20 protein-coding genes are annotated in these 20652 nt (G+C 31.5%); 19 read left to right on the forward strand and 1 reads right to left on the reverse strand.

What is annotated here, in order from left to right:
* Positions 1-11 precede the first annotated feature (11 nt).
* The 19 genes from IM744_RS02705 (at position 12) to IM744_RS02795 (ending at position 18461) form a co-directional block, all read left to right on the forward strand.
* Positions 12-596, forward strand: a complete 585-nt coding sequence (locus tag IM744_RS02705) for a hypothetical protein (RefSeq protein WP_194506544.1) — start codon at positions 12-14, stop codon at positions 594-596.
* 174 nt (positions 597-770) lie between these two features.
* On the forward strand, positions 771-2417 hold the full coding sequence (locus IM744_RS02710; protein WP_194506545.1) for an ELWxxDGT repeat protein: 1647 nt from the start codon (positions 771-773) through the stop codon (positions 2415-2417).
* Positions 2418-2421: 4 nt separating this feature from the next.
* Positions 2422-3306 (forward strand): hypothetical protein, encoded by an 885-nt coding sequence (locus IM744_RS02715; RefSeq protein ID WP_194506546.1) that lies wholly within the window; start codon positions 2422-2424, stop codon positions 3304-3306.
* A 61-nt stretch (positions 3307-3367) separates the two neighbouring features.
* The gene (locus IM744_RS02720) at positions 3368-3733 is read left to right on the forward strand and encodes an MmcQ/YjbR family DNA-binding protein (protein ID WP_194506547.1); all 366 of its coding nucleotides are present in this window, start codon (positions 3368-3370) and stop codon (positions 3731-3733) included.
* A gap of 119 nt (positions 3734-3852) precedes the next feature.
* A complete protein-coding gene (locus tag IM744_RS02725) occupies positions 3853-4146 on the forward strand; it encodes a hypothetical protein (RefSeq protein WP_194506548.1) in 294 nt (97 codons plus the stop codon).
* A gap of 127 nt (positions 4147-4273) precedes the next feature.
* A complete protein-coding gene (locus IM744_RS02730; protein WP_194506549.1) occupies positions 4274-4687 on the forward strand; it encodes a response regulator in 414 nt (137 codons plus the stop codon).
* Entirely contained in the window at positions 4687-5226 is a 540-nt protein-coding gene (locus IM744_RS02735) for a heme NO-binding domain-containing protein (RefSeq protein ID WP_194506550.1), read from the forward strand. Before IM744_RS02730 ends, IM744_RS02735 begins: the two co-directional genes overlap by 1 nt.
* Positions 5226-7184 carry a PAS domain S-box protein gene (locus IM744_RS02740; protein ID WP_194506551.1) on the forward strand — a complete coding sequence of 653 codons (1959 nt, stop codon included), beginning with the start codon at positions 5226-5228 and terminating at the stop codon, positions 7182-7184. The genes IM744_RS02735 and IM744_RS02740 overlap by 1 nt, the downstream gene beginning before the upstream one ends.
* A 2-nt stretch (positions 7185-7186) precedes the next feature.
* Complete coding sequence (locus tag IM744_RS02745) at positions 7187-8320, forward strand: FIST signal transduction protein (protein WP_194506552.1); 1134 nt, start codon at positions 7187-7189, stop codon at positions 8318-8320.
* Positions 8320-9384, forward strand: coding sequence for a sensor histidine kinase (locus IM744_RS02750; RefSeq protein WP_194506553.1), 1065 nt, complete (start codon positions 8320-8322; stop codon positions 9382-9384). The genes IM744_RS02745 and IM744_RS02750 overlap by 1 nt, the downstream gene beginning before the upstream one ends.
* Positions 9371-9688, forward strand: a complete 318-nt coding sequence (locus IM744_RS02755; protein WP_194506554.1) for an Hpt domain-containing protein — start codon at positions 9371-9373, stop codon at positions 9686-9688. Before IM744_RS02750 ends, IM744_RS02755 begins: the two co-directional genes overlap by 14 nt.
* Before the next feature lie 14 nt (positions 9689-9702).
* Positions 9703-10413: a LytR/AlgR family response regulator transcription factor gene (locus IM744_RS02760; protein ID WP_194506555.1), complete on the forward strand. Its 711-nt coding sequence runs from the start codon at positions 9703-9705 to the stop codon at positions 10411-10413.
* Positions 10414-10527: 114 nt separating this feature from the next.
* On the forward strand, positions 10528-13125 hold the full coding sequence (locus tag IM744_RS02765; protein WP_194506556.1) for a DUF6923 family protein: 2598 nt from the start codon (positions 10528-10530) through the stop codon (positions 13123-13125).
* Between the two features lie 169 nt (positions 13126-13294).
* Positions 13295-14422 (forward strand): MBL fold metallo-hydrolase, encoded by a 1128-nt coding sequence (locus IM744_RS02770; RefSeq protein ID WP_194506557.1) that lies wholly within the window; start codon positions 13295-13297, stop codon positions 14420-14422.
* 332 nt (positions 14423-14754) lie between these two features.
* Positions 14755-15192 carry a GNAT family N-acetyltransferase gene (locus IM744_RS02775; protein ID WP_194506558.1) on the forward strand — a complete coding sequence of 146 codons (438 nt, stop codon included), beginning with the start codon at positions 14755-14757 and terminating at the stop codon, positions 15190-15192.
* 104 nt (positions 15193-15296) lie between these two features.
* On the forward strand, positions 15297-15911 hold the full coding sequence (locus tag IM744_RS02780) for a hypothetical protein (RefSeq protein WP_194506559.1): 615 nt from the start codon (positions 15297-15299) through the stop codon (positions 15909-15911).
* A gap of 171 nt (positions 15912-16082) precedes the next feature.
* Complete coding sequence (locus tag IM744_RS02785) at positions 16083-16685, forward strand: TetR/AcrR family transcriptional regulator (protein ID WP_194506560.1); 603 nt, start codon at positions 16083-16085, stop codon at positions 16683-16685.
* A 53-nt stretch (positions 16686-16738) separates the two neighbouring features.
* Positions 16739-17536, forward strand: a complete 798-nt coding sequence (locus tag IM744_RS02790) for a haloacid dehalogenase type II (RefSeq protein ID WP_194506561.1) — start codon at positions 16739-16741, stop codon at positions 17534-17536.
* A gap of 187 nt (positions 17537-17723) precedes the next feature.
* Positions 17724-18461: an SDR family oxidoreductase gene (locus IM744_RS02795; protein WP_194506562.1), complete on the forward strand. Its 738-nt coding sequence runs from the start codon at positions 17724-17726 to the stop codon at positions 18459-18461.
* Positions 18462-18491: 30 nt separating this feature from the next.
* Here IM744_RS02795 and IM744_RS02800 read toward each other — a convergent pair whose 3' ends face one another.
* Positions 18492-20555, reverse strand: coding sequence for a tetratricopeptide repeat protein (locus IM744_RS02800; protein WP_194506563.1), 2064 nt, complete (start codon positions 20553-20555; stop codon positions 18492-18494).
* Between the last annotated feature and the right edge of the window lie 97 nt (positions 20556-20652).

The following is a 20652-nucleotide window of genomic DNA, read 5'->3' on the forward strand; positions in this document are numbered from 1 at the left end:
ATTATCAAAAAATGAAAAATGTAATTCAATCAATTCTGTTGCTTCTCTTTTGTGTTTCATGTAACTCGGAAGCCAAAAAAATACTAAACGAATTACCGAACGAAATTGAGAATATTCAAGAAAACAATGAACTTTCTGAAGGTCAAAAAGTAGCAACAAAGCTTTCCGAAACGACCCCATTATCGGAAGACGCATTGCGAAAAGCGTTTCCAAAACAACTGAAAGCGTTGCAGGTCGATGAAAAGATAATGGTTATTGGCCAGCAAATCATGGGAAATTTTGGAGATAAGAAAATTTCACTCTCAATAGTGGATGCAGCAGGAGATAATAACCAATTGGCGCAGCAAATTATCGATAGTTATGCATTTGATAAACTTCAGGAAACTGAAAATTTTAAAGTCATAAAACAGGTGCGAAATGGTATCGAAACGATAACGGATTATTATAAAACTACCGTCAAAAGCGAAATAAGATTTCTTTATAATAATCGCTTCTATGTGACTTTGAGCAATAACGAGAATCGTATTAAGCTAAATCCTGATGAACTCTGGGACGCTTTTGACATAAGGGTTTTAGAACCATTAAAAGAATATTGATAACACACGTCTTATCGATTTTTAATCCTGCAATGACTCTAATAAATCCAACACTTTGAAGGGCGTAATGAATGTCTGTTTTTAGATGTGTTACGAACTTTAACCAAACTTTATGACTGCAAATCAGTATTAATTATGCTCAAATTATTCAATTAACATTTAAAACCTTTAATCATGAAAACACAATTACACATGAAAATTTTAATTTTTACCCTATTTCTCATTGTTCCAACAAGCACATTTTCTCAAGCCTCATTGTTAAAAGATATTTATAATGGTACAGGAAATAGCAATCCTTCTGAAGTTTTAGATATGGGTAGTTATGGCATTTTTAATGCAAATAACAATATTAATGGCACAGAACCTTGGATAACAGATGGAACAACTAATGGCACAATTCTTTTAAAGGATATTAGAATTAGCACGCTCGGTTCTGGCGCTTATTATTTTACAAAAGTAAATGATTTGGCACTTTTTGTGGCATTTACAAATGCAAACGGCAATGAGCTATGGAAAACCGACGGAACACAATCAGGAACTGTTCTTGTTAAAGATATCGTAGTTGGTGAAAATAGTGCTAAACCCAATAATTTAATCAATTTTAATGGAGACTTATTGTTTACTGTAAGATTGGATGGAAATAACCCAGATGTTATTTGGCAGTCTGATGGTACAGAACAAGGAACCACTCAAGTGAAAAATATTAGACCAAATTCATCCCAAGGTGCCCGTGTTTCAAAGTTTGTTACAACTGGCTTTGGCCTTATGTTTTTTACTGCTACGGACGGTGTTCATGGCGAAGAATTGTGGGCTTCTGATGGCACAGAAGCAGGAACTTACATGGTTAAAGATATTAATAATACCATTTATGGTTCTGGTGTCAATCATATTACCGCTCTAGGTGGGAATGTCTATTTTCAAGTTAGAGCAGCGAGTGGAGCCTCTTCTTTATGGAAAAGTGATGGAACTGAAGCAGGAACTTCCGTCGTAGTGGCAAGCTTATATCTAACTGATAATAGCACTTCAATCGTCATATTTAACGGTAAATTATATTTCGCAGGAGGAATTCAAGGAGGCTCAACAGGTACTGAATTGTGGGTTTCTGATGGTACTGCAGTTGGGACATTTTTAGTTAAAGATATTAATCCAGGGACATCTCCGAGCGCACCGATATCTTTCCAAGTAGCAGGAGATAAACTCTTTTTTAAAGCGATTACAAACATTAATGGAGCTGAACTTTGGGTAACAGATGGCACGGAAGCAGGGACTAATCTTGTAAAGGATATCTATCCGGGCAACACTGATTCTTTAACGTTTTCTGATACACAGAATCTTCTTCAGGCAATTGGAAATGATGTTTATTTTTCAGCAAGAGATGGCTCAATTACTGGAGATACGCTTTGGGTTAGTGATGGTACAGAAGCAGGAACTTACAGTATTACAGACACATATCCTAATAGTAATGATAATATCGATGAAATTTTTGCAGTAAACAATATTTTATTATTTACGGCAAATAGTCCAACTTATGGTAATGAATTTTGGCGATTGGATAATACCCTTTCTGCAGATGAATATATTAATTCTTCGAAAATTTCAATTTATCCAAATCCAGTAAAAAATGTTTTGACTATTGAAACTACTTTTACAGGAAATCTACAACTAAATGTAATGAACCAATTAGGGCAGTTGGTTTTAAGACAAAATCAAAGCCTTTCTTCAATTTCATTAGATGTGTCAAATATATCCAAAGGACTTTATTTTTTAAATATTGCTTCTGAAAATGGCAACTCACAAACCATCAAATTCATTAAAAACTAAAATCATGAAATCACTAAAACGATTTCTTCCAATAGTTATATTTTTTATTGGATGTTTAGGCTTTTCACAAACCGCAGAGGAACAAAAAATGATTGAAAAAGGAAAAAAAATGCAGGATAGTATGCTGAAGACGCCAATGTATAAAGAGCTTATGCGCATCAATGACCAAGAAGAAGCTAATAAAAAAGAAAAAAAAGCAAATGAAAAAATAACGGTAAAACCAAAAGTCAGTACGTCATATTCAAACCCAAAATTAGAAAATTACCCTTTTGGAAGTTTAGAAGTAAATCTAATGGTCATCCCTTTCGGAATGGAAAACCCTATTAAAATCGGAACTATGTCTAAATCTGGAGACATTAATTTTGATTTTCCAAAAGAGCATCCCAAACTATCAAAAGATGATAAAGAAAGTGAATCATCTAAATTATGGTACACCATATTTTCGAAATGCAGTAATGGCTCTGAAATGGTTGCCGAAAAAGACAATATTTTTTCGTTTGACACTGGTGGCTTATCACTTTGGACAAGCGACAACCACTATGTCGGCGTAATATTTACGGTTTCCGACGAAAAGCTAATGTCTTGGGTGGAAGACCCAGCCTATATGGAGCCAATTTTGGGTTCTTATTTTGAATTGATTTATGTTGATAAACCCTATCAGTATAAAGGAAATTGTAACACAGCAAGAATGATGGAGGAAGGCGAGGACGATGCAAAAATAGACTATACTTATAATCTAAATTTAAAAGCTGGCTTTAACTTCATCGAATACAAAATTGAGAACATCCACAAAACAGACCCTAATATAATGGCTTCTTTTCCAGATAAAGTTTCGGTAACTTCAGTGGAAGGAATTCCAAATTGCAAATGGATAGGAAAGTACTTTTAAGATAAAATAAAAAGTATTAATTTTAAACACGTTCAGACTCTAGATTTGAACGTGTTTTTTTATGAACATAGAACAACTTAGAGAATACTGTCTAAATAAAAAAGAGGTAACTGAAGATTTTCCGTTTGATCAAGATACCCTTGTCTTTAAAGTATTAGGTAAGATGTTTGCGCTTTTTCCGCTAGAAAAATGGGAAAAAGGAGAAGGTTCAGTCAATTTAAAGTGCGATCCAGAGTATGCTATAGAATTACGTGCTGATTACGAAAATATCACAGCTGGTTGGCATATGAGTAAAAAACATTGGAACACACTCTACATTCATAATGGCGAATTACAGCCCAAGCTAATTTGCGACCTCATTGATCATTCTTATGACATGGTGGTTAAAGGAATGACTAAAAAAATGCGTCAAAAGCTGATATCATAATTTCGCTCATCTATAGGAATCTACCATTCATCTAACGTAATTGTCATGCGATAGAAATCTCTCATTATCATAGATTTATCATTATAAATTTGTCTTCAGATTAATTAAAGATAATATCCATGCTCCCTTATAAAACCAATTTTTTTTTCGAATTGAAGTCATTGTTTTCTCGTAAAGATTTAGTAGAAACAATAAATCAAGATGATTTGAGAAATCAAACAGATGAAACTATGAATATGAATAAACAATTATGTGCCAGTTTAAAACATTTAGAATTTATTAGTTTTTTTGAAACACACATCGATAAGCGTAATGAGGAAAGTTATTCTTTGAGTTTTTTACAAGAATTAAAGCATATAAAATATTCGACACAAATGAATGTGATTGAGTTACTCAATTATAAGAAAAACTAGTAAAACCTATTTCCATTCGTCGACACTTAAGCGTTATTCGTCTACACTTAAATAGGGTTAAGCGAATTAAATAAGTTAAAAGATTGAATTGAGCTATTTTCGATATAATTATAAAAATATCCTCTGCATGAATAACATGTTAAAAGTTCTCTTAATTGAAGACGATGCCATAGAAGTAATGAAATTGAATCGAGTGATTTCTACATTGAAGTTAAATCATAAGATCATTGAAGCTAATAATGGAGAAGACGCTCTTGAGATTTTACAACAAAAAGACTCACTTCCAGATATTATTTTATTAGATTTAAACATGCCTAAAATAAATGGAATTGAGTTTTTAGGAATTTTAAAAAATGACGATAACTTAAAATACATTCCAACAATTATTTTAACTACATCTAATAATCAAAAAGATTTATTAGAATGTTATAAAATTGGTGTTGCAGGTTACGTTTTAAAGCCATTGAAATATGAGGATTATGTATCCAAAATAGAAAGTTTATTGGCTTATTGGAGTATTAACGAACTAATAAAAGGATAATGAAAGGTATAGTTTTCACTGAGTTTTTAGAGCTTGTAGAAGAAAAATTTGGCTTAGAAATGGTTGATAGAATCATTTCAAGCTCTAAGTTAGAGTCAGAGGGTATTTACACTTCTGTTGGTACTTATAGTTTTTCTGAAATGCTACAACTACTTCAACATTTAAGTGAAAACACAGGTGTTTCTATAGATAATTTATTGTTGGTTTATGCCGAACATTTTTTTAGTGTAATTGAGAAAAGTTATCCAGGACTTTTAGCAACCTATAAAGATCCTATTGAAATGATTTCCTCTATAGAAAATCATATTCATGTTGAGGTTCGAAAAATCTATCCAGATGCTGAGTTACCAACATTTGAGGTTATTGAGAAAACAGAAAATTCTCTAATAATGGATTATAAATCCAGTAGAGCTATGCATCATTTTGGACTTGGTTTAATGAATAAAACATTTGAACACTTTAATTCTACAGCAACTATTGAATTAGAAAAAATAAAAGAAGACGGAACGCAAGTGCGATTTATTATTAATAAAAATTAATGAGTCAAGACCAAGTCGACATATTAAAGCGTGCACTCGATAGAGAAAAAAAAGCGAGGAAAGCAGCCGAAAAAATTCTTGAAGAGAAATCAAGAGAACTCTACCTTACATCCCAAAAATTAGAAAACCTCTTAGACGAAAAATCTTCACAATTACAAGGTGTCTTTGAAAATATTGTAGATGCTTACGTTGTTATGAATCTTAATGGACACGTTTTAAAGTTTAATGAAGCAGCTACGCGATTATTTGGTTATGATGTTGATAGAGATGATGTTAATATTGTAAATCTCATTTATAAAGAAGATTACCAATATGCCATAACCTGTTTTATGGATTTACAGGCGAATGGTTTTTTTAAAGATTATGAAACCAGAATTTACACCAAATCTAAGGAGGTAAAATGGGTGCATGTTAATGGTAGTATTGTTTATGATAAGAATAAAAACCCGATTGCAGCCCAAGGAATCGTTCGAGATATTACAGCAGAAAAAGCCTCTGAAGAAAAACTAATTGAGTCAGAAAATAGATTATCTACTTTAATATTAAATTTAGATAGTGGCATTGTTTTAGAAGACGAAAATCGAAATATAGTACTTACTAACAAGAAGTTTTGTGATCTTTTTAATATTGAAGCTCAGCCTAGTGATTTAATAGGTAAAGATTGTGTAACATCATCACAAAAGAATAAAGTTTTATTTAAAGATCCAGCAGCATTCATAAAAAGGATGCAAGCAATTGATAAAGCAAAAAAAATAGTTATTGGTGATGAGTTAGAAATGGTTGATGGTAAAATTTTAGAGCGTAATTATATGCCTATTACCATTGGAGAAAAGTCTAAAGGTTTTCTTTGGACATTTACAGATGTTACTTTAAAAAGAACCTATCGAAAAAGTTTAGAGGTTCAAAAGCAAAAATATTATAATATTATTGCTAATATGAATTTAGGTTTAGTCGAAGTAAATAATAATGATGAAATTTTAATGATAAATCAGAGTTTTACTGAAATGTCTGGTTATAGTGAAGTTGAAGTAAAAGGAAAAAAGGCAGCAGAGATTTTTTCTGCTGAAGGAGGAACTGAAATAATAAAAGAAGAAAATAAAAAACGTCAAAAAGGACAATCAAACTCTTACGAATTTACAGCAATTTGCAAAAAAGGAAAGACGAGACATTGGTTGATAAGTGGAGCTCCAAATTATAATTTAGAAGGTGAGAAAATAGGTTCTATTGGTATTCATCTAGATATAACCGAATTAAAAGAACTTGAGCTTCAGAAAGAAAAATTACTCCTAAAGCTCGAAAGAAGTAACGATGAGTTACAAGAATATGCACATATTGTTTCTCACGATTTAAAATCACCTTTACGAAGTATAGATGCCTTAGTAAATTGGTTAAAAGAAGACAATAAAGGCAAGTTAGATGATATTAGTCTTAAAAATTTCAGTCTTATTGAAGCTACCCTCGAAAAGATGGAGCAACTTATATCAGATGTATTAGACTACTCAAGTATAGGAACTGATACCAATATAAAAGCAGAGGTCAATCTTAATAAATTGCTTACAGATCTAACAACGATTCTATACATTCCAAATCATATTTCAGTAAAAATACTAAATCAATTACCAGTGATTAAAGGAGATGCGACTAAGTTGCAGCAATTGTTTCAGAATTTAATTAGCAATGCGGTTAAATTTATAGATAAAGAAGTAGGTCTTATTATTATCGATTTTGAGGATTTAAAAAGCCATTATAAATTTATAATTAAAGATAATGGGATTGGTATTGATAAACAATTCCATGATAAGATATTTAAAATTTTTCATGCTTTAAATAAGAGCAAAGATTCAACCGGAATAGGGTTATCGATAGTTAAAAAAATTGTGGATTTACATGAAGGTCAAATTTGGTTAGAAAGTGAACCTAAAGTTGGTACCACATTCTATTTTACACTTAAAAAATAATAATGAAAACAGTACAATTAGTAAAACATAATAATCAAGATTGGGCTTACGTTGGTAAGAATCAAAAATTAAACAAACCTTTAGTTTTAGTTTTTGGTAATCGCTATATGCTGGAAGATGCTTCTATTTATGAAGAGATAAAAACATTGTTTCCAGATGGTGATATTGTATTTGGTTCTGCTTGTGCAGAGATTTCTTCGAGTACGGTAAATGAAGATAGCATTACGGTTACTGCTATGGAATTTGAAAAAAGCAAGTTTATTATTAAAACAAGTAATGTTTTAAATACAGATTTAGACAGTTTTAAAACAGGAAATGATCTTATTAAACAATTTCCTTTGGAAGGCTTAAAATACGTATTTGTAGTTTCAGAAGGTAGTTTTATTAATGGTAGCCAGCTCACCAAAGGGATGAGTTCATCTAATAATGGAAATCTTTTAATTACTGGAGGTTTATGTGGTGATGATACACGTTTTGAAAAAACATTAGCGTCGTATAATGAAAATCCGAAAGAAGGCGAAATAGTTGCTGTAGGTTTTTATGGAGAATCCTTAGAAATTACGTTTTCAATTCATGGAGGTTGGACACCTTTTGGGCCAGAGCGTACAGTAACAAAATCAGATGGTAATATACTCTATGAATTAGATGGTAAGCCAGCATTAGATTTATACAAAACCTATTTAGGTGATAAAGCCAAAGATTTACCAGGTGCAGCTTTGTTGTATCCTTTGAATGTGAAATCTGAAGATGAAGAACAGTCTATCGTAAGATCTATTTTAAATATTAACGAAGAAAATAATGCTGTTATTTTAGCTGGAGATATTAAAGAAAACTCTAAAGTACAATTGATGATGACTAATGTTGACAATATTGCAAACGCATCAGAAAGAGCAGCAAAGCAAGCCTTAGAGTTTAGAAAAAACAAACCAGAAATTGCATTATTGGTGAGTTGTATTGGTCGAAAATTAGTATTAGATCAGCGTGTAGAAGAAGAGATTGATGAAGTAATTGAAATTTTAGGAGATGGTACGACGGTTAGTGGTTTTTATTCCTACGGTGAAATAGCGCCTTTTCATGGAGAAATGGCTTGTCAATTGCACAACCAAACCATGACGATAACGTTAATAAGTGAATAATGAATTCATTACTAAAGCGTCAAATACGAAAATATCTAAACGAAGGATTAAAGAGTAATGAAGATTTATCAAAGTTTTTTACTGCTGTTGACAGGTCATACAATAATTTTGACGAGCAATCATCAATGATTCAAAGAGCAATGTCTATTAGTTCAGATGAATTATATGATGCTAACAAGAAATTACAAAAGGAAGCTAAAGAACAAAAAGAATTAATTGATAAGTTAAAAGATGTTATCAATACGCTTAAGTTTTATAATCTTAAAGAAGACGGAAAAGGCAAAGCTGTTGAGTTAACAGGTTCAGATTTGGTAGATTTTATTGATAATCAAACTAAAGAGATTATCGAAATGAATAAGCAAAAAGAATCGCTTTTAAATGAACTAGCATATCAAAATCAAGAGCTTAGTGATTATGCGCATATGGTTTCTCACGATTTAAAATCACCTTTGCGAAGCATTGATACTTTGACAGCTTGGTTAAAAGAAGATTATCAAGGTGCTTTTGATACTAATGGTATAAAAACATTAAGTCTCATTAGAAATAATGTTCAAAAAATGGATACTTTAATCAATGGTATTTTGGAGTATTCAACTATTGGTAAAAATCAAATAGATATTTATGATGTTGATATTAATAAACTCATAGATGATATTTTAAATATTATTCATGTACCTAAACATATAACCATTCAAAAAATGGATTTGCCTGTCGTAAAAGGAGATAAATACCGTTTACAACAGTTGTTTCAAAACCTTATTGGAAATGCAATTGCATATAACGAGAAAGAAAAAGGTCATATTGAAATTGGAGCAGAAGATAAAGGCGAGTTTTGGGAATTTCATATAAAAGATAATGGAAAAGGTATTGAAGAAGTATACTTTGAGAAAATCTTCAAAACTTTTGAAAAGCTTGAAAATAACTTAGAATCTACAGGAATAGGATTATCTATCGTTAAGAAAATTGTCAATTTATATGGTGGAAAGATTTGGCTTACCTCCATAATTAATGAAGGCACAACATTTTATTTTACTCTAAAGAAACAGCCCAATGGAACAGCCTAATTTATCATATATTAACAGCATGTCTGGTGGAGACAAAGCTTTCGAGCAAAAGTTAATTGATATCATTAAAGGCGAATTTCCGGAGGAAAAAAAAGTCTATTTTGATAACATTGCTGCTGAGAATTATAAACTTACAGCAGAGAATGTCCATAAACTTAAACATAAAATTAGTATTTTAGGCCTTGAAAAGAGTTATGAGATTGCAGTAGCATTCGAAAATAATTTACTCGAAGGCGAAACTAATCTTCAAGAGGAATTCGAAGCTATCTTAACAACCATGACTAATTATTTACAACAGTTATAATTAGGTATAGATTTATGAATTGTATTATTATAGATGATGAGGCTACAGCTAGAGCAATTATTGGACAATTATGTTCTAATATAGAAAGCTTAAACGTCTTAGAAGAATTTCCAAATGCAATGCAAGCCATAAAGTATTTAAATCAAAATGAAATAGATTTAATTTTCTTAGATATTCATATGCCAGATTTTACAGGTTTTGATTTTATTGAAACCCTTAAAAATCCACCAAAAATAATATTGACAACATCAGATGCTAATTTTGCAATTCAAGCATTTGAGTATGATTGTATTGTAGATTATCTCGTAAAACCAATTTTGCCAGAGCGTTTTCAAAAAGCGATTCAAAAGGCAGAGGCAACTGCCAGTAAAGCTAAAACATCATCGGTATCTGAAAATGTAGAAACAACGTCTGGTAATGATTTGTATGTGAATATTGATAGACGACTTATCAAAATTGATATTCCTAGTATTTATTTGATAGAAGCAAAAGGGGATTATATCAATGTAAAAACCGAAAACAAAAACTACACAGTTCATTCTACACTTAAGAAAATTGAAGATAAATTACCTAACGATTTGTTTTTAAAAATTCATCGCTCATTTATTATCAACGTTGATAAAATCATTGATATTGAAGATAATAGCGTGCTTATCAAAAAAGACGTTATTCCTGTGAGTCGCTCTAATAGACCAGAATTAATGAAGCGCCTTAACTTACTCTAATTCCATTCGTCTACAGTAAATAGCCACTTATCGATACCATACATTCGTCAATCGAATAATCTAAAAAAGAGCAGTTTATCAAGGTAAATTTGTATCAGAATCTAAAAAAAGATAATGAATACATTTTACACTTTAAAAAATCAATTAATCATATTAGGGGCCATCTTAATGTGCTTTACCTCACAAGCTCAAGATATTCCGTTTAATTGTGATTTTAGTGCTTACTTATTTCAGTATAACGATGTTTATGCAATTGATTTAGCTTCAGGAAACTCATACCAAGTAGCAACAGATGTCACGCCAGGTAATATTAATGCAACAGCATATAATCCTGCTGATGGTTTTATTTGGGGATCATTATCTACTCCAGCAAAAACCATTGTACGTATTGGTAAGAACTTTAATACAACAACATATTATGTAGATGAATTACCAACAAACGGAAGATATGTAGGTGATGTAAGTGCTGATGGGATCTATTACCTTAAAGCAGGAGGTAAAACCTATTATAAAATTGACTTAGATCCAGAATCAGAGAACTATACACAACATCAAGAAACTTCAAATTTATCTCTAAACATCAGTATTCATGATTGGGCTTTTAATGCGGTTGATGGTATGTTGTATGCAGTTGCTAAAACCTCTAATATCTTATATCGTATTGATCCTTTAGACGGAAATGTGCAAGCTTTAGGAGAAGTTCCAATATTATCAGGATTGAGCTATACGTATGGTGCAGTCTACTTTGATTTGTCTGGACGTTTTTATGTGTCTGCAAATGAAACTGGAACAATCTATGTCATTCAAAGTGTACAAGACTTAGTTGAAAACGGAGTAATGGATTCTAACTTATTTGCTTTTGGTCCATCAAGTTCTAGTAATGATGGTGCACGTTGCCCAACTGCCCCAGTATTACAAGAAATTTGTGACAATGGAATTGATGATGATGGCGACGGACTTATAGATTGTGAAGACCCTTCATGTTCTGGTTTTGGTAATTGTGCTTTGCTTGTACCACCAACAACAGGAAGTAATGATGGTGGTTTAGAAAGTAACAACAGATTATCTGAGCAAATCAATACACGTAATTTCAATCGTGCAAAAACGAGCTATTCATTTGATAGAAGTTCTGCAAGACGAATGACTAAAAATGATAGCTACGCACAACGTAATGCGAATTCTGGGTTTACTTTAGAAGATTTTATTCCGTTAGGTATTATAAATGAAGATGAGGTTATTGATGCATCACCTTCAGATTTAGTGAGTATTACTAATGCAACAGAGATTTATGGAGTTGATTATTTAAAAAACAATACACCTATAGCTTCAATCTTAGCGATTAAAACTGAAAATGGTGTATATGAACACACCAAATACATTTGTGATCGTTTGTTAGGCGCAGAATTGATCACAGTGAATACGATTGATATCAACGGACAATCATTCATCAAATCTATTATTAAAAATGCAGATGGCACCTATGAGTTTGTCTTGAGTTTATCTGCCAAAGTAATCAATAACGATGAAAACTTCGCCATAGAGAGTCACTGGAATCTCGATCAATACGAGCAGGATGTTACCTTTTATAATTTCCAAATCTGGTCAAACTCAGTTGATGATTTATTCTCAATTGGTCAAGAGGTTTTAAACTTATTAGAAACACAAAAGTCAATTTCAACATATAACAATTCAATCCCTCCGACGGTTTTTGTTAGAAAAGGAAAATATATTAATGGTTCCCTCGATTTACAGATCATTAATACCAATTCTACAGAGAACGTCACCTTTGACGCTGGTTTTAGAACTACTGAAACAGGCGAATTTGGAGCCCTAAACTCTACCATAGATCTTAATCAAGATTACATCACAAACCTACAATTAGAAACCGGAAATTTATTTGATATCGGGTTTAGAATTGGTGATGGCATCGCAACACCAGACGATTTATTCATGTCTGATGGACCTTGGGGAATTGATGATTCTCAAACAAATACAACAGTAGATACTTACGCAATTCTACCAAACGATTTTACTTTTAACGACAATGATTTTCCAATAGAACGTAATATGGTTTTAAAAGCAACAACAAGTAGTTATGTTGCAGCTTACAGAGCATTGACGCCAAGATTTAAAGCAGTAGACTTAAGTGATTACAATAGCTTAAAATTTAGCGCCAAAGGAACAGGGAACTTAGAAATCACATTTGTAAAAGCAAGTATTTCTAATTGGGAAGATCAATATAAAAGTACGATTACATTGAGTAATACATCACAAAACTTTGTGTTACCAATCTCAAGTTTTCAATCAGGAAACGGAACAGATCTAGAACTAAACGATGTTGTAACCGTTGTATTTACCATGGTAAGTGAAGATGGAACAACAACGACAAAAGAATTGACATTAGAAAATCTACGTTTATCTCAAGACACGTTATCTGTAGATGATTTAACTCAAGACACAACAGCACTTTCTGCAGTACCAAACCCAATGACGTCTGCTACGACGATACAATTTACAGCAAACCAAACAGAAACTATACAATTTGTGGTCTACAATCAATTAGGTAAAGTTGTATATCAAACAACACATAGAGCAACACCTGGAAACAATGAAATTACGCTTAACAGAAACAATATGAGCATAGGAATTTACTTCTGTAAAATCATAAGTCAAACAACACTTTATAATCCCCTTAAATTAATAGCTAGATGATCCCTAATTATCTATTAGCTACTTAAAATGTCTGGCAATAATGAGATTTGCTGCTAAGATGTTTTAGGTTAAAGGCAAAAGCGAAAGCTTTTGCCTTTTTTTGTTTTTAAAAGATTTAGTATTTGGATGTGTTTATTAAACTATTTCTAAAAATAAGAGTCAAATAATAATGAAATATTATTTAAATCTTATTCTAATTTGTGTTTGTGCACAATTATTTTCTCAAGAACAAACCAGTCAATTATCTGCGACTATAATTGGTTCGGGATCTCCAAAATATAATACAGAGCGTTCAGGACCTTCTGTTTTGATTTCTTATCAAGACACGAAGATTTTAGTAGATATGGGAAATGGTACACAAGCCAATCTCGATAAAATTGATGTAAACTTTAAATCGATTGATGGTTTATTATTTACACATCACCATTTAGATCATAATGAAGAGTTTGTGCCAATTTTCATCAAATCTCTTCTTGGTGGTAATACCTTTGTAATAGCAGGACCAGAGCCTACTACTGCATTTGTAGAAAGCACGTTAACTATTTATGAGAAGGATATTAATTACAGATTAGCAAAAAGTAAAAGAACTCTAGATGATGTAAAATCTAAGTTTACAATTAAAGAGTTAAATGGGAGCGAAGCCTTTACTATTGGAGAGATTAAAGTGTCTTCTGTAAATGTGAATCATACTATAGAAACGGTAGCGTACCGATTTGAAGCTGGCGGAAAATCCATCGTAGTTTCTGGAGATTTGACCTATTCTGAAAGTTTACCTGTTTTAGCAAAAAATGTAGATTACTTGATAATAGATTCTGGTGGTGCAGTTGCTATGGGTTCAAAAGTTAGGACGAATAGTACAAGAACAAATGGTAGTAAAAAAGAACGTGCTCATGTTAACTTGAGTGAAAGCTCATTAATGGCAAAAGAAGCGAATGCTAAGCATTTAATTTTGACCCATTTCACAGCAACTACGATTGATGAAGAGGCAACAACTGCTGAGTTGCGTAAAAACTATGCTGGAGATATTAGTTATGCTCATGATTTAATGACGATTCCTTATGATGAAAACATTACGTCAAAACTAGAAGCTACAGTGTCTACTAAAAGTTTAAACATGTCAACTAATAGTTCAAAATCAGCACCTAGTTTTACAAAAATGCTCTCTAGAATGGATGCTAATAATGATGGTAAATTATCAAAAGACGAAGCAAAAGGGAAGTTAAAAACCAATTTTGATAAGCGTGATAAAAACAAAGACGGTTATATCACAACAGATGAGTTTAAAGGCAATCACTAAATAAAATATCAATTACTATAAGTGAATGTGGAGATGTTTATTACTAGTAATTTGATAGGAAGGCAAAAGCGAAAGCTTTTGCTTTTTTTGTTTTTAGGTCTATAATTAGAGTGGTGAAATCTTTAAAATTTGAGTTATCTTATTGATTTTCAGTACAAAATTTTGTATTAGTGTGGGTATAAAGAGTTGGCAGTAATTTGAGAAAAAGTTTATGAAACAATGACAGAAGCGATAAAACCTCATATTCAGAATAATGGTCGAGTAATGTATAATAACAAATGGAGAGTTGTAATTTGTGAAAAATAGTAATAAAAACTACTGTTCTTTTAATTATGATTAGACCATACAAACCAACTGATAAAGAACAATTATTAAAAGTTTTTAATCTTAATGTTCCAAAATTTTTTGACAAAAACGAAACTAATGATTTTCTAGAATACCTAGAACAGAAACCAGAAACCTATTTAACTATTGAAGATAATAACACTATAGTTGTTGGTACTGGATATTATGTGAATGAAAAGGATAAATCTGGACGAATCACTTGGATCTTTTTTGACCCAAATTATTCTGGACAAGGACTTGGAAAACAATCAGTGGATTATTGTTTAAATGCATTGAGTAAAGACAAAAGAGTCGAAAAATTTATAGTAACGACCTCTCAACTCGCATACAAGTTTTTTGAAAAATTTGGTTACACTATTAATCGGATAGAAGAAGATTATTGGGGAGAAGGTCTTGATTTATATGAAATGGAAATGTTTATTTAATATAAGCGTCTTACAACAACCTAGAAAATCAATTACTGGTTCGTATTCTTTTACTAACTTAGTTCTAGACAACGTAACGAATCATACAAGTTGACATTAATTTAATGAAAAAGCAAAATCACTACATTGGAAAAATTGCAATATTTGTAATCATGCTAACTATTTCATTACCTAGTGCTAACGCTTTTTTTGAGCCATTAAAAGATTATATACCTGTAGGTTTTATGATTCTGATTTTCATGGGAATTAATTCTCGATTGAAATACAGAAACGGAAAATTAACTAACCAATTACGAATTCCAACTAACTATGATGACATCAACCGAATTATGCCATTCATTTTCGGTATTGTTTGTACAGTTGGTGGATTTTTTGCATTAAAAGACATCGACTCCAATAAAATATTTTGGAGCTTATTGATTTTTACTGGAATTCTGTCATTAATATTAGGTTTCCTTTTTGTTCCGAGTGGTATAATTGAAATCAATAATAACGAGTTGAGTTTTGTAAATGGGTCAAGAAAAAAAACAATTGAAATTGAGAAAATTGATAGTATTGTTTTCAAATCTAGCGACATTATTATAATCGATAAAAATCAAAAAAAACACGAAGTAGATTATATGAATTTAATCGAATCTGATTATCAAATTATAAAAGATTTTCTACATCGTAAACTGACAAATAAAATTGAAATAACAACCTGTGACAGTAATTTATAGAAATAATTTCTTGATTATTGTTAGTTGTGTGGTTTTTCAGATTTACTCTCTAGCTCGTTTTCGCTTACTAACTTAATTCTTGCTAACCCAATTTTCCGTTCACAAAAAATAAGATCAATAATTAACAAAACATAAACATACTACTTGGTATTTTTTAGTTAGTTTTACATCATGCAACAAGAATTAAAGTCTGAAATGACTAAACAGCTTATCATAAATAAAGCTTTTAATTTATTTTATGAAAATGGTTTCAAAACAACCAGTATAGATAAAATAATGAAGGAAACTACATTAAGTAAAGGGGCTTTTTATCATCATTATAAAAGTAAGAAGGAATTAGGACTAGAAGTGATTAGTCTAAAAGTTCAAAAACGAGTTGTTAATGGAATGATCTTACCGCTAAAGGAATCTGGTAATGCATATCAAATATTAGAGGAGGTCTTTATAAATAGGTTAAAAGAGTTTTCTATTCATGAAAAGGAACAAGGTTGTCCCATGAATAATTTAATTAATGAAATTGGAAACAACGAAGTCGCTTATCAAATAGCTCTTAAAAATATTATTGAATTATGGAAAACTGCCTTGGTAGAACTTATTGAAAGAGGTAAACGCGAAAATTCTCTAAAAAAAGATATTTCAAGTAAAGCAGTTGCAATTTACTTAATAAGTGCTTTTGAAGGTATTAGAGGTATTAGAAAGTTATATGACAACGACTCTGTATTAGAAGAGTTTTTATCAGGTCTTACCTTTTACTTAAAACAAATAAAAGTCTAATTTTTTTTAACTAAAAACATACGTATTAGTATGTTTTATAAATCAATCACAAAATGAAAAACAAAAGAAGAGGTTTTATCAAAAAATCTATGTTATTAGGTTTAGGAATTGCAGCTACTCCTCAATTTGGAATTGCTGCTAACGTTGCAGAAGAAACAAGAGAAAGTATGAGTACTAGACCAAAAGTATTATTTTTTGATGTAAATGAAACATTATTAGACTTAACTGCCATGAAAGAAAGTGTAGGACAAGCTCTAGGAAATAGAAATGATTTATTACCTCTATGGTTTACAACGATGCTACAATATTCATTAGTATCAACAGTTGGAAGGCAATACAATGATTTTGGCATCATTGGTTCGGCTGCGTTACAAATGGTGGCAGCTAACCATAATATTACATTAACAGAAGCTCAAGCAAAAGAGGCTATCCTTACTCCAATACGATCTTTACCAGCTCATCCAGAGGTGAAAGAATCATTGGCAAGATTAAAGAGTGCTGGTTACAAGTTGGTTTCATTTACTAATTCTTCTAATAAAGGTGTTGAAACTCAATTCAAAAACGCAGGATTAACCGATTATTTTGATGATCGATTAAGTATTGAAGACATCGGGAAATTTAAACCAGATACAGATGCTTACGATTGGGCAGCAAGAAAAATGGGTATTGCTCCAAGTGAATGTTTATTAGTCGCTGCACATGGTTGGGATATTGCAGGTGCTATTTGGGCTGGATGGAGAAGTGCATTTATAAGCAGACCAGGTGCTCAATTGTATCCTCTTGCACCAAATCCTGAGATAAATGAAATCAATTTAAAATTAGTTACAGATAAATTAATCACATTAACATAAGACGAAAAAACAAAGCATCAAGGGATTAGTGTAATATTCATATTAGTGCATTTATATTTTTATTAGTAACGATGTTAACAGCCTTATTAATAGCGTTTTTAGTTAGACCACAGCCTGTTGCTTTTGGTTATAGTAGCTATTGTATTAGCTGTGTTTTCAATTTATAAATTAAAATCTATAAAAAGTCATGAATAACTTAAATAATAAAGTAATCTTAGTTACTGGCTCATCTAGAGGGATTGGAAAAGAAATCGCTATTCTATTAGCAAAGAATGGTGCAAAAATTATTGTTAATCATTCTAATAGCCAAAAAGAAGCAGAGGACACAGTTGATGAAATAAAACAAAATGGAGGAGATGCCATAGCAATAAAAGCAGATGTGAGTGATAGAAGTCAAGTCACACAACTATTTAAAAAATCGATTGAAGCTTTTGGGAAAATTGATGTTTTGGTTAACAATGCAGGTGCTATGATTTCTAAAAAATTAAAAGACCATACACAACAAGATTTCACTAAACAATTTGAAGTCAATGTAAGAGGTTTATTTAATACGTTACAAGAAGCAGATAGCAAATTGTCTGATAATGGAAATATTATTAATTTATCATCTAGTACTGCAAAACTAATGCTACCAACTTATGCTGTTTATTCTGCAACAAAAGCAGCAGTAGAACAAATGACAAGAGTATATTCTAAGGAAATAGGGAGAGGAATTTCTGTTAATGCTATTGCACCAGGTGCCACTGAAACTGCTATGTTTTTAAATGGAAAATCTCAAGAACAAATTGATAAATTAAGTGCTATGAATGCTTTTAATCGATTAGCAAAGCCTATCGATATTGCAAGAGTTGTATTGTTCTTAGCAAGTGATGATTCTAAATGGATTTCTGGGCAAGTAATAGGTGCTAACGGAGGATTAGTTTAAGACTTAGAAAACAGAATTTCTATTCGTTTTTTACTTCCTAAACACAGGACCATCAAATAGCCTCCATTTAAATCTCAGGCCAATTTCCGTAAAGGTAAAACCAGAAGCAGTTGCTGAGGCAATATTACTTCGGGTTCCAAATACATTTAACATACTGCGCTCTGAGAATTTATAACCAAATTTCCCTTGAATACGATAGGTACTTTGACTCTCACCATCTTCTATGTATTGTAATCCTGTAGCTGCAGTTAATTCATAAAACCACTCTTTTGGTTTCGTCGTATTTTCATCTTTAATCAAGTTTAAAAAGACTTCTCCTGCTTGAAAAGATTCTGGACTAAAATAAATGGTTGGTACTTGATCTGCAAAAGTGATGTATTGATAATTCAATCCTACTTTTAAAGATGGTTTCGCCAATAGGTTGTAGTATAATGAGGTAAAGAGTAAGTTTCTTTTATTGCTATCATTTTGAGAGGTGTACATGTATTGTGTAAACCAACCTAAGTTGAAATTTGTACTGAGGTTGTAATTTGCGTAATAATTGTTTTGCACAATCTCACGATCTAATAAATCGGCATTAAAACTTTGAATTTCTCTTTTGTAACCTATATCTAAGGTTTGTAGTTTAAACGGTTTGATATTAAAAGAGATATCTGTTAAGAGTTGTGTGTAGTCGCCAGTTTCTGCTTTGGCTGAAGTTAATCCTGTTGTTCCATTAAAAGTAACGTTATTTAATAATTGGTAAGATAACCCTAATGAGATATCGTTAGAATTTGCCTTATTCTTAGTCACTGTGTTATTTGTGTTTCTATAGTTGTAGCTTCCTAAGATTTTGAATTTTGTAGACAATGGAAACGTCACATTGGTATTAAACGAATAGGCTTTGTTATTACCATTATCAAACGTGTATGCTGCTCTAGAATCTAAAGCTGGTGTAAAATTGGTGTTTAAGATATTGATGAAATTTACCGCATCTTTTTGATTGTCATAAAACTTTAAGGTGTTTTCTGCAGAGGTATAGGCATCATCATAATAACCTAATGCTTTTAATACATTTGCTTTTCCTAAGTTACCATCAAACGACGTACTATCATTTACTAAGATTCTATTATAATCGTTTAAACTCTTTTTAAAATTACTTTTATAAACGTTCAAAGTTGCTCGCAATGCTAATACCCAATTTTCGTTAGGTTGCTTTGTTATTAAAGTATCGATAACACGTTCTGCTTGTTTGTATTTTTTATTCCAGATTAAGGCTTGTGTGTAACGCTCTGTTGTTTGTTGTGAGACGATTTCCGAAGTACTTGTAGACATACTCGTATAAGCTTCTGTACTTAATTGTAATGCTTTTTTCTCTTTTCCTTTTAAATGAGAAACTAAAGCCAAACCATTTAAAGCTTCTAATTCATTAGCTGGATTTTTAGCGATTCTGTTATAAATACCATTTGCAAAATCAAGTTCGTTAGTAATCAAATACAGATTAGCAAGATTCATTAAGGTTTCTTTATCCTCACCAAATAACTCTAAGTTTTTAGTAAGTAGCGTTTCTGCTTCACCATAATTTTGCGCTTGTTGGTTTTGATATGCGTATCCTAAATAAATGTATTTTTTAGACACCAATGCATTTGGGTTTCCTGGTGATACTTCTAAAGCTTTATTGACATAGACTAAAGCATTGTCGTATTCCTTTAAGTTAGATAAGGTATTTGCATAACCTAATAATGCAGGAAAACTTTCTGGAGCTTCTGTTACTAAATTATTATAATAGATTTTTGCTTTGGAAAAGTTCTGATTCCATAATAAGGACTCTCCATAATTTAATTTTACTTCAAAATCGGTTGGGTAATCTTCTAACAGATTGGTGAAAATGTTATTTGCTTTTTGAGCATCTCCATTTAATCCCACAGCACGTCCATAACATAAACGAGCAGTTTTATTTTTTGGATATTCCTTTAATATGGTATCAAAGAATGTTTCTGCTTGTGCATACTTTCCAGTTTCTAAATAGGTGAAACCTTCTTGCATGTCTTGCGCATTACTCGTTAAAACAAGTAATAGAAACATAGGGATTATAAGTAATTTTAAAGTCTTCATATCTGTTTGATTTGTATAACTGCAAGTTACGCACCATTAGCGCTTCATTCATCTACACCAATTGACCATCCGTCGAAATATAATGAACATACATAGA

The sequence above is a fragment of the Psychroserpens luteus genome (assembly GCF_015319355.1).
Lineage (GTDB): Bacteria > Bacteroidota > Bacteroidia > Flavobacteriales > Flavobacteriaceae > Psychroserpens > Psychroserpens luteus.

Bases quoted from the DNA above. Each gene is read 5' to 3' on its own strand.
- IM744_RS02705 (WP_194506544.1), top strand. From the start codon at position 12: ATGAAAAATGTAATTCAATCAATTCTGTTGCTTCTCTTTTGTGTTTCA.
- IM744_RS02710 (WP_194506545.1), top strand. From the start codon at position 771: ATGAAAACACAATTACACATGAAAATTTTAATTTTTACCCTATTTCTC.
- IM744_RS02715 (WP_194506546.1), top strand. From the start codon at position 2,422: ATGAAATCACTAAAACGATTTCTTCCAATAGTTATATTTTTTATTGGA.
- IM744_RS02720 (WP_194506547.1), top strand. From the start codon at position 3,368: ATGAACATAGAACAACTTAGAGAATACTGTCTAAATAAAAAAGAGGTA.
- IM744_RS02725 (WP_194506548.1), top strand. From the start codon at position 3,853: ATGCTCCCTTATAAAACCAATTTTTTTTTCGAATTGAAGTCATTGTTT.
- IM744_RS02730 (WP_194506549.1), top strand. From the start codon at position 4,274: ATGAATAACATGTTAAAAGTTCTCTTAATTGAAGACGATGCCATAGAA.
- IM744_RS02735 (WP_194506550.1), top strand. From the start codon at position 4,687: ATGAAAGGTATAGTTTTCACTGAGTTTTTAGAGCTTGTAGAAGAAAAA.
- IM744_RS02740 (WP_194506551.1), top strand. From the start codon at position 5,226: ATGAGTCAAGACCAAGTCGACATATTAAAGCGTGCACTCGATAGAGAA.
- IM744_RS02745 (WP_194506552.1), top strand. From the start codon at position 7,187: ATGAAAACAGTACAATTAGTAAAACATAATAATCAAGATTGGGCTTAC.
- IM744_RS02750 (WP_194506553.1), top strand. From the start codon at position 8,320: ATGAATTCATTACTAAAGCGTCAAATACGAAAATATCTAAACGAAGGA.
- IM744_RS02755 (WP_194506554.1), top strand. From the start codon at position 9,371: ATGGAACAGCCTAATTTATCATATATTAACAGCATGTCTGGTGGAGAC.
- IM744_RS02760 (WP_194506555.1), top strand. From the start codon at position 9,703: ATGAATTGTATTATTATAGATGATGAGGCTACAGCTAGAGCAATTATT.
- IM744_RS02765 (WP_194506556.1), top strand. From the start codon at position 10,528: ATGAATACATTTTACACTTTAAAAAATCAATTAATCATATTAGGGGCC.
- IM744_RS02770 (WP_194506557.1), top strand. From the start codon at position 13,295: ATGAAATATTATTTAAATCTTATTCTAATTTGTGTTTGTGCACAATTA.
- IM744_RS02775 (WP_194506558.1), top strand. From the start codon at position 14,755: ATGATTAGACCATACAAACCAACTGATAAAGAACAATTATTAAAAGTT.
- IM744_RS02780 (WP_194506559.1), top strand. From the start codon at position 15,297: ATGAAAAAGCAAAATCACTACATTGGAAAAATTGCAATATTTGTAATC.
- IM744_RS02785 (WP_194506560.1), top strand. From the start codon at position 16,083: ATGCAACAAGAATTAAAGTCTGAAATGACTAAACAGCTTATCATAAAT.
- IM744_RS02790 (WP_194506561.1), top strand. From the start codon at position 16,739: ATGAAAAACAAAAGAAGAGGTTTTATCAAAAAATCTATGTTATTAGGT.
- IM744_RS02795 (WP_194506562.1), top strand. From the start codon at position 17,724: ATGAATAACTTAAATAATAAAGTAATCTTAGTTACTGGCTCATCTAGA.
- IM744_RS02800 (WP_194506563.1), bottom strand. From the start codon at position 20,555: ATGAAGACTTTAAAATTACTTATAATCCCTATGTTTCTATTACTTGTT.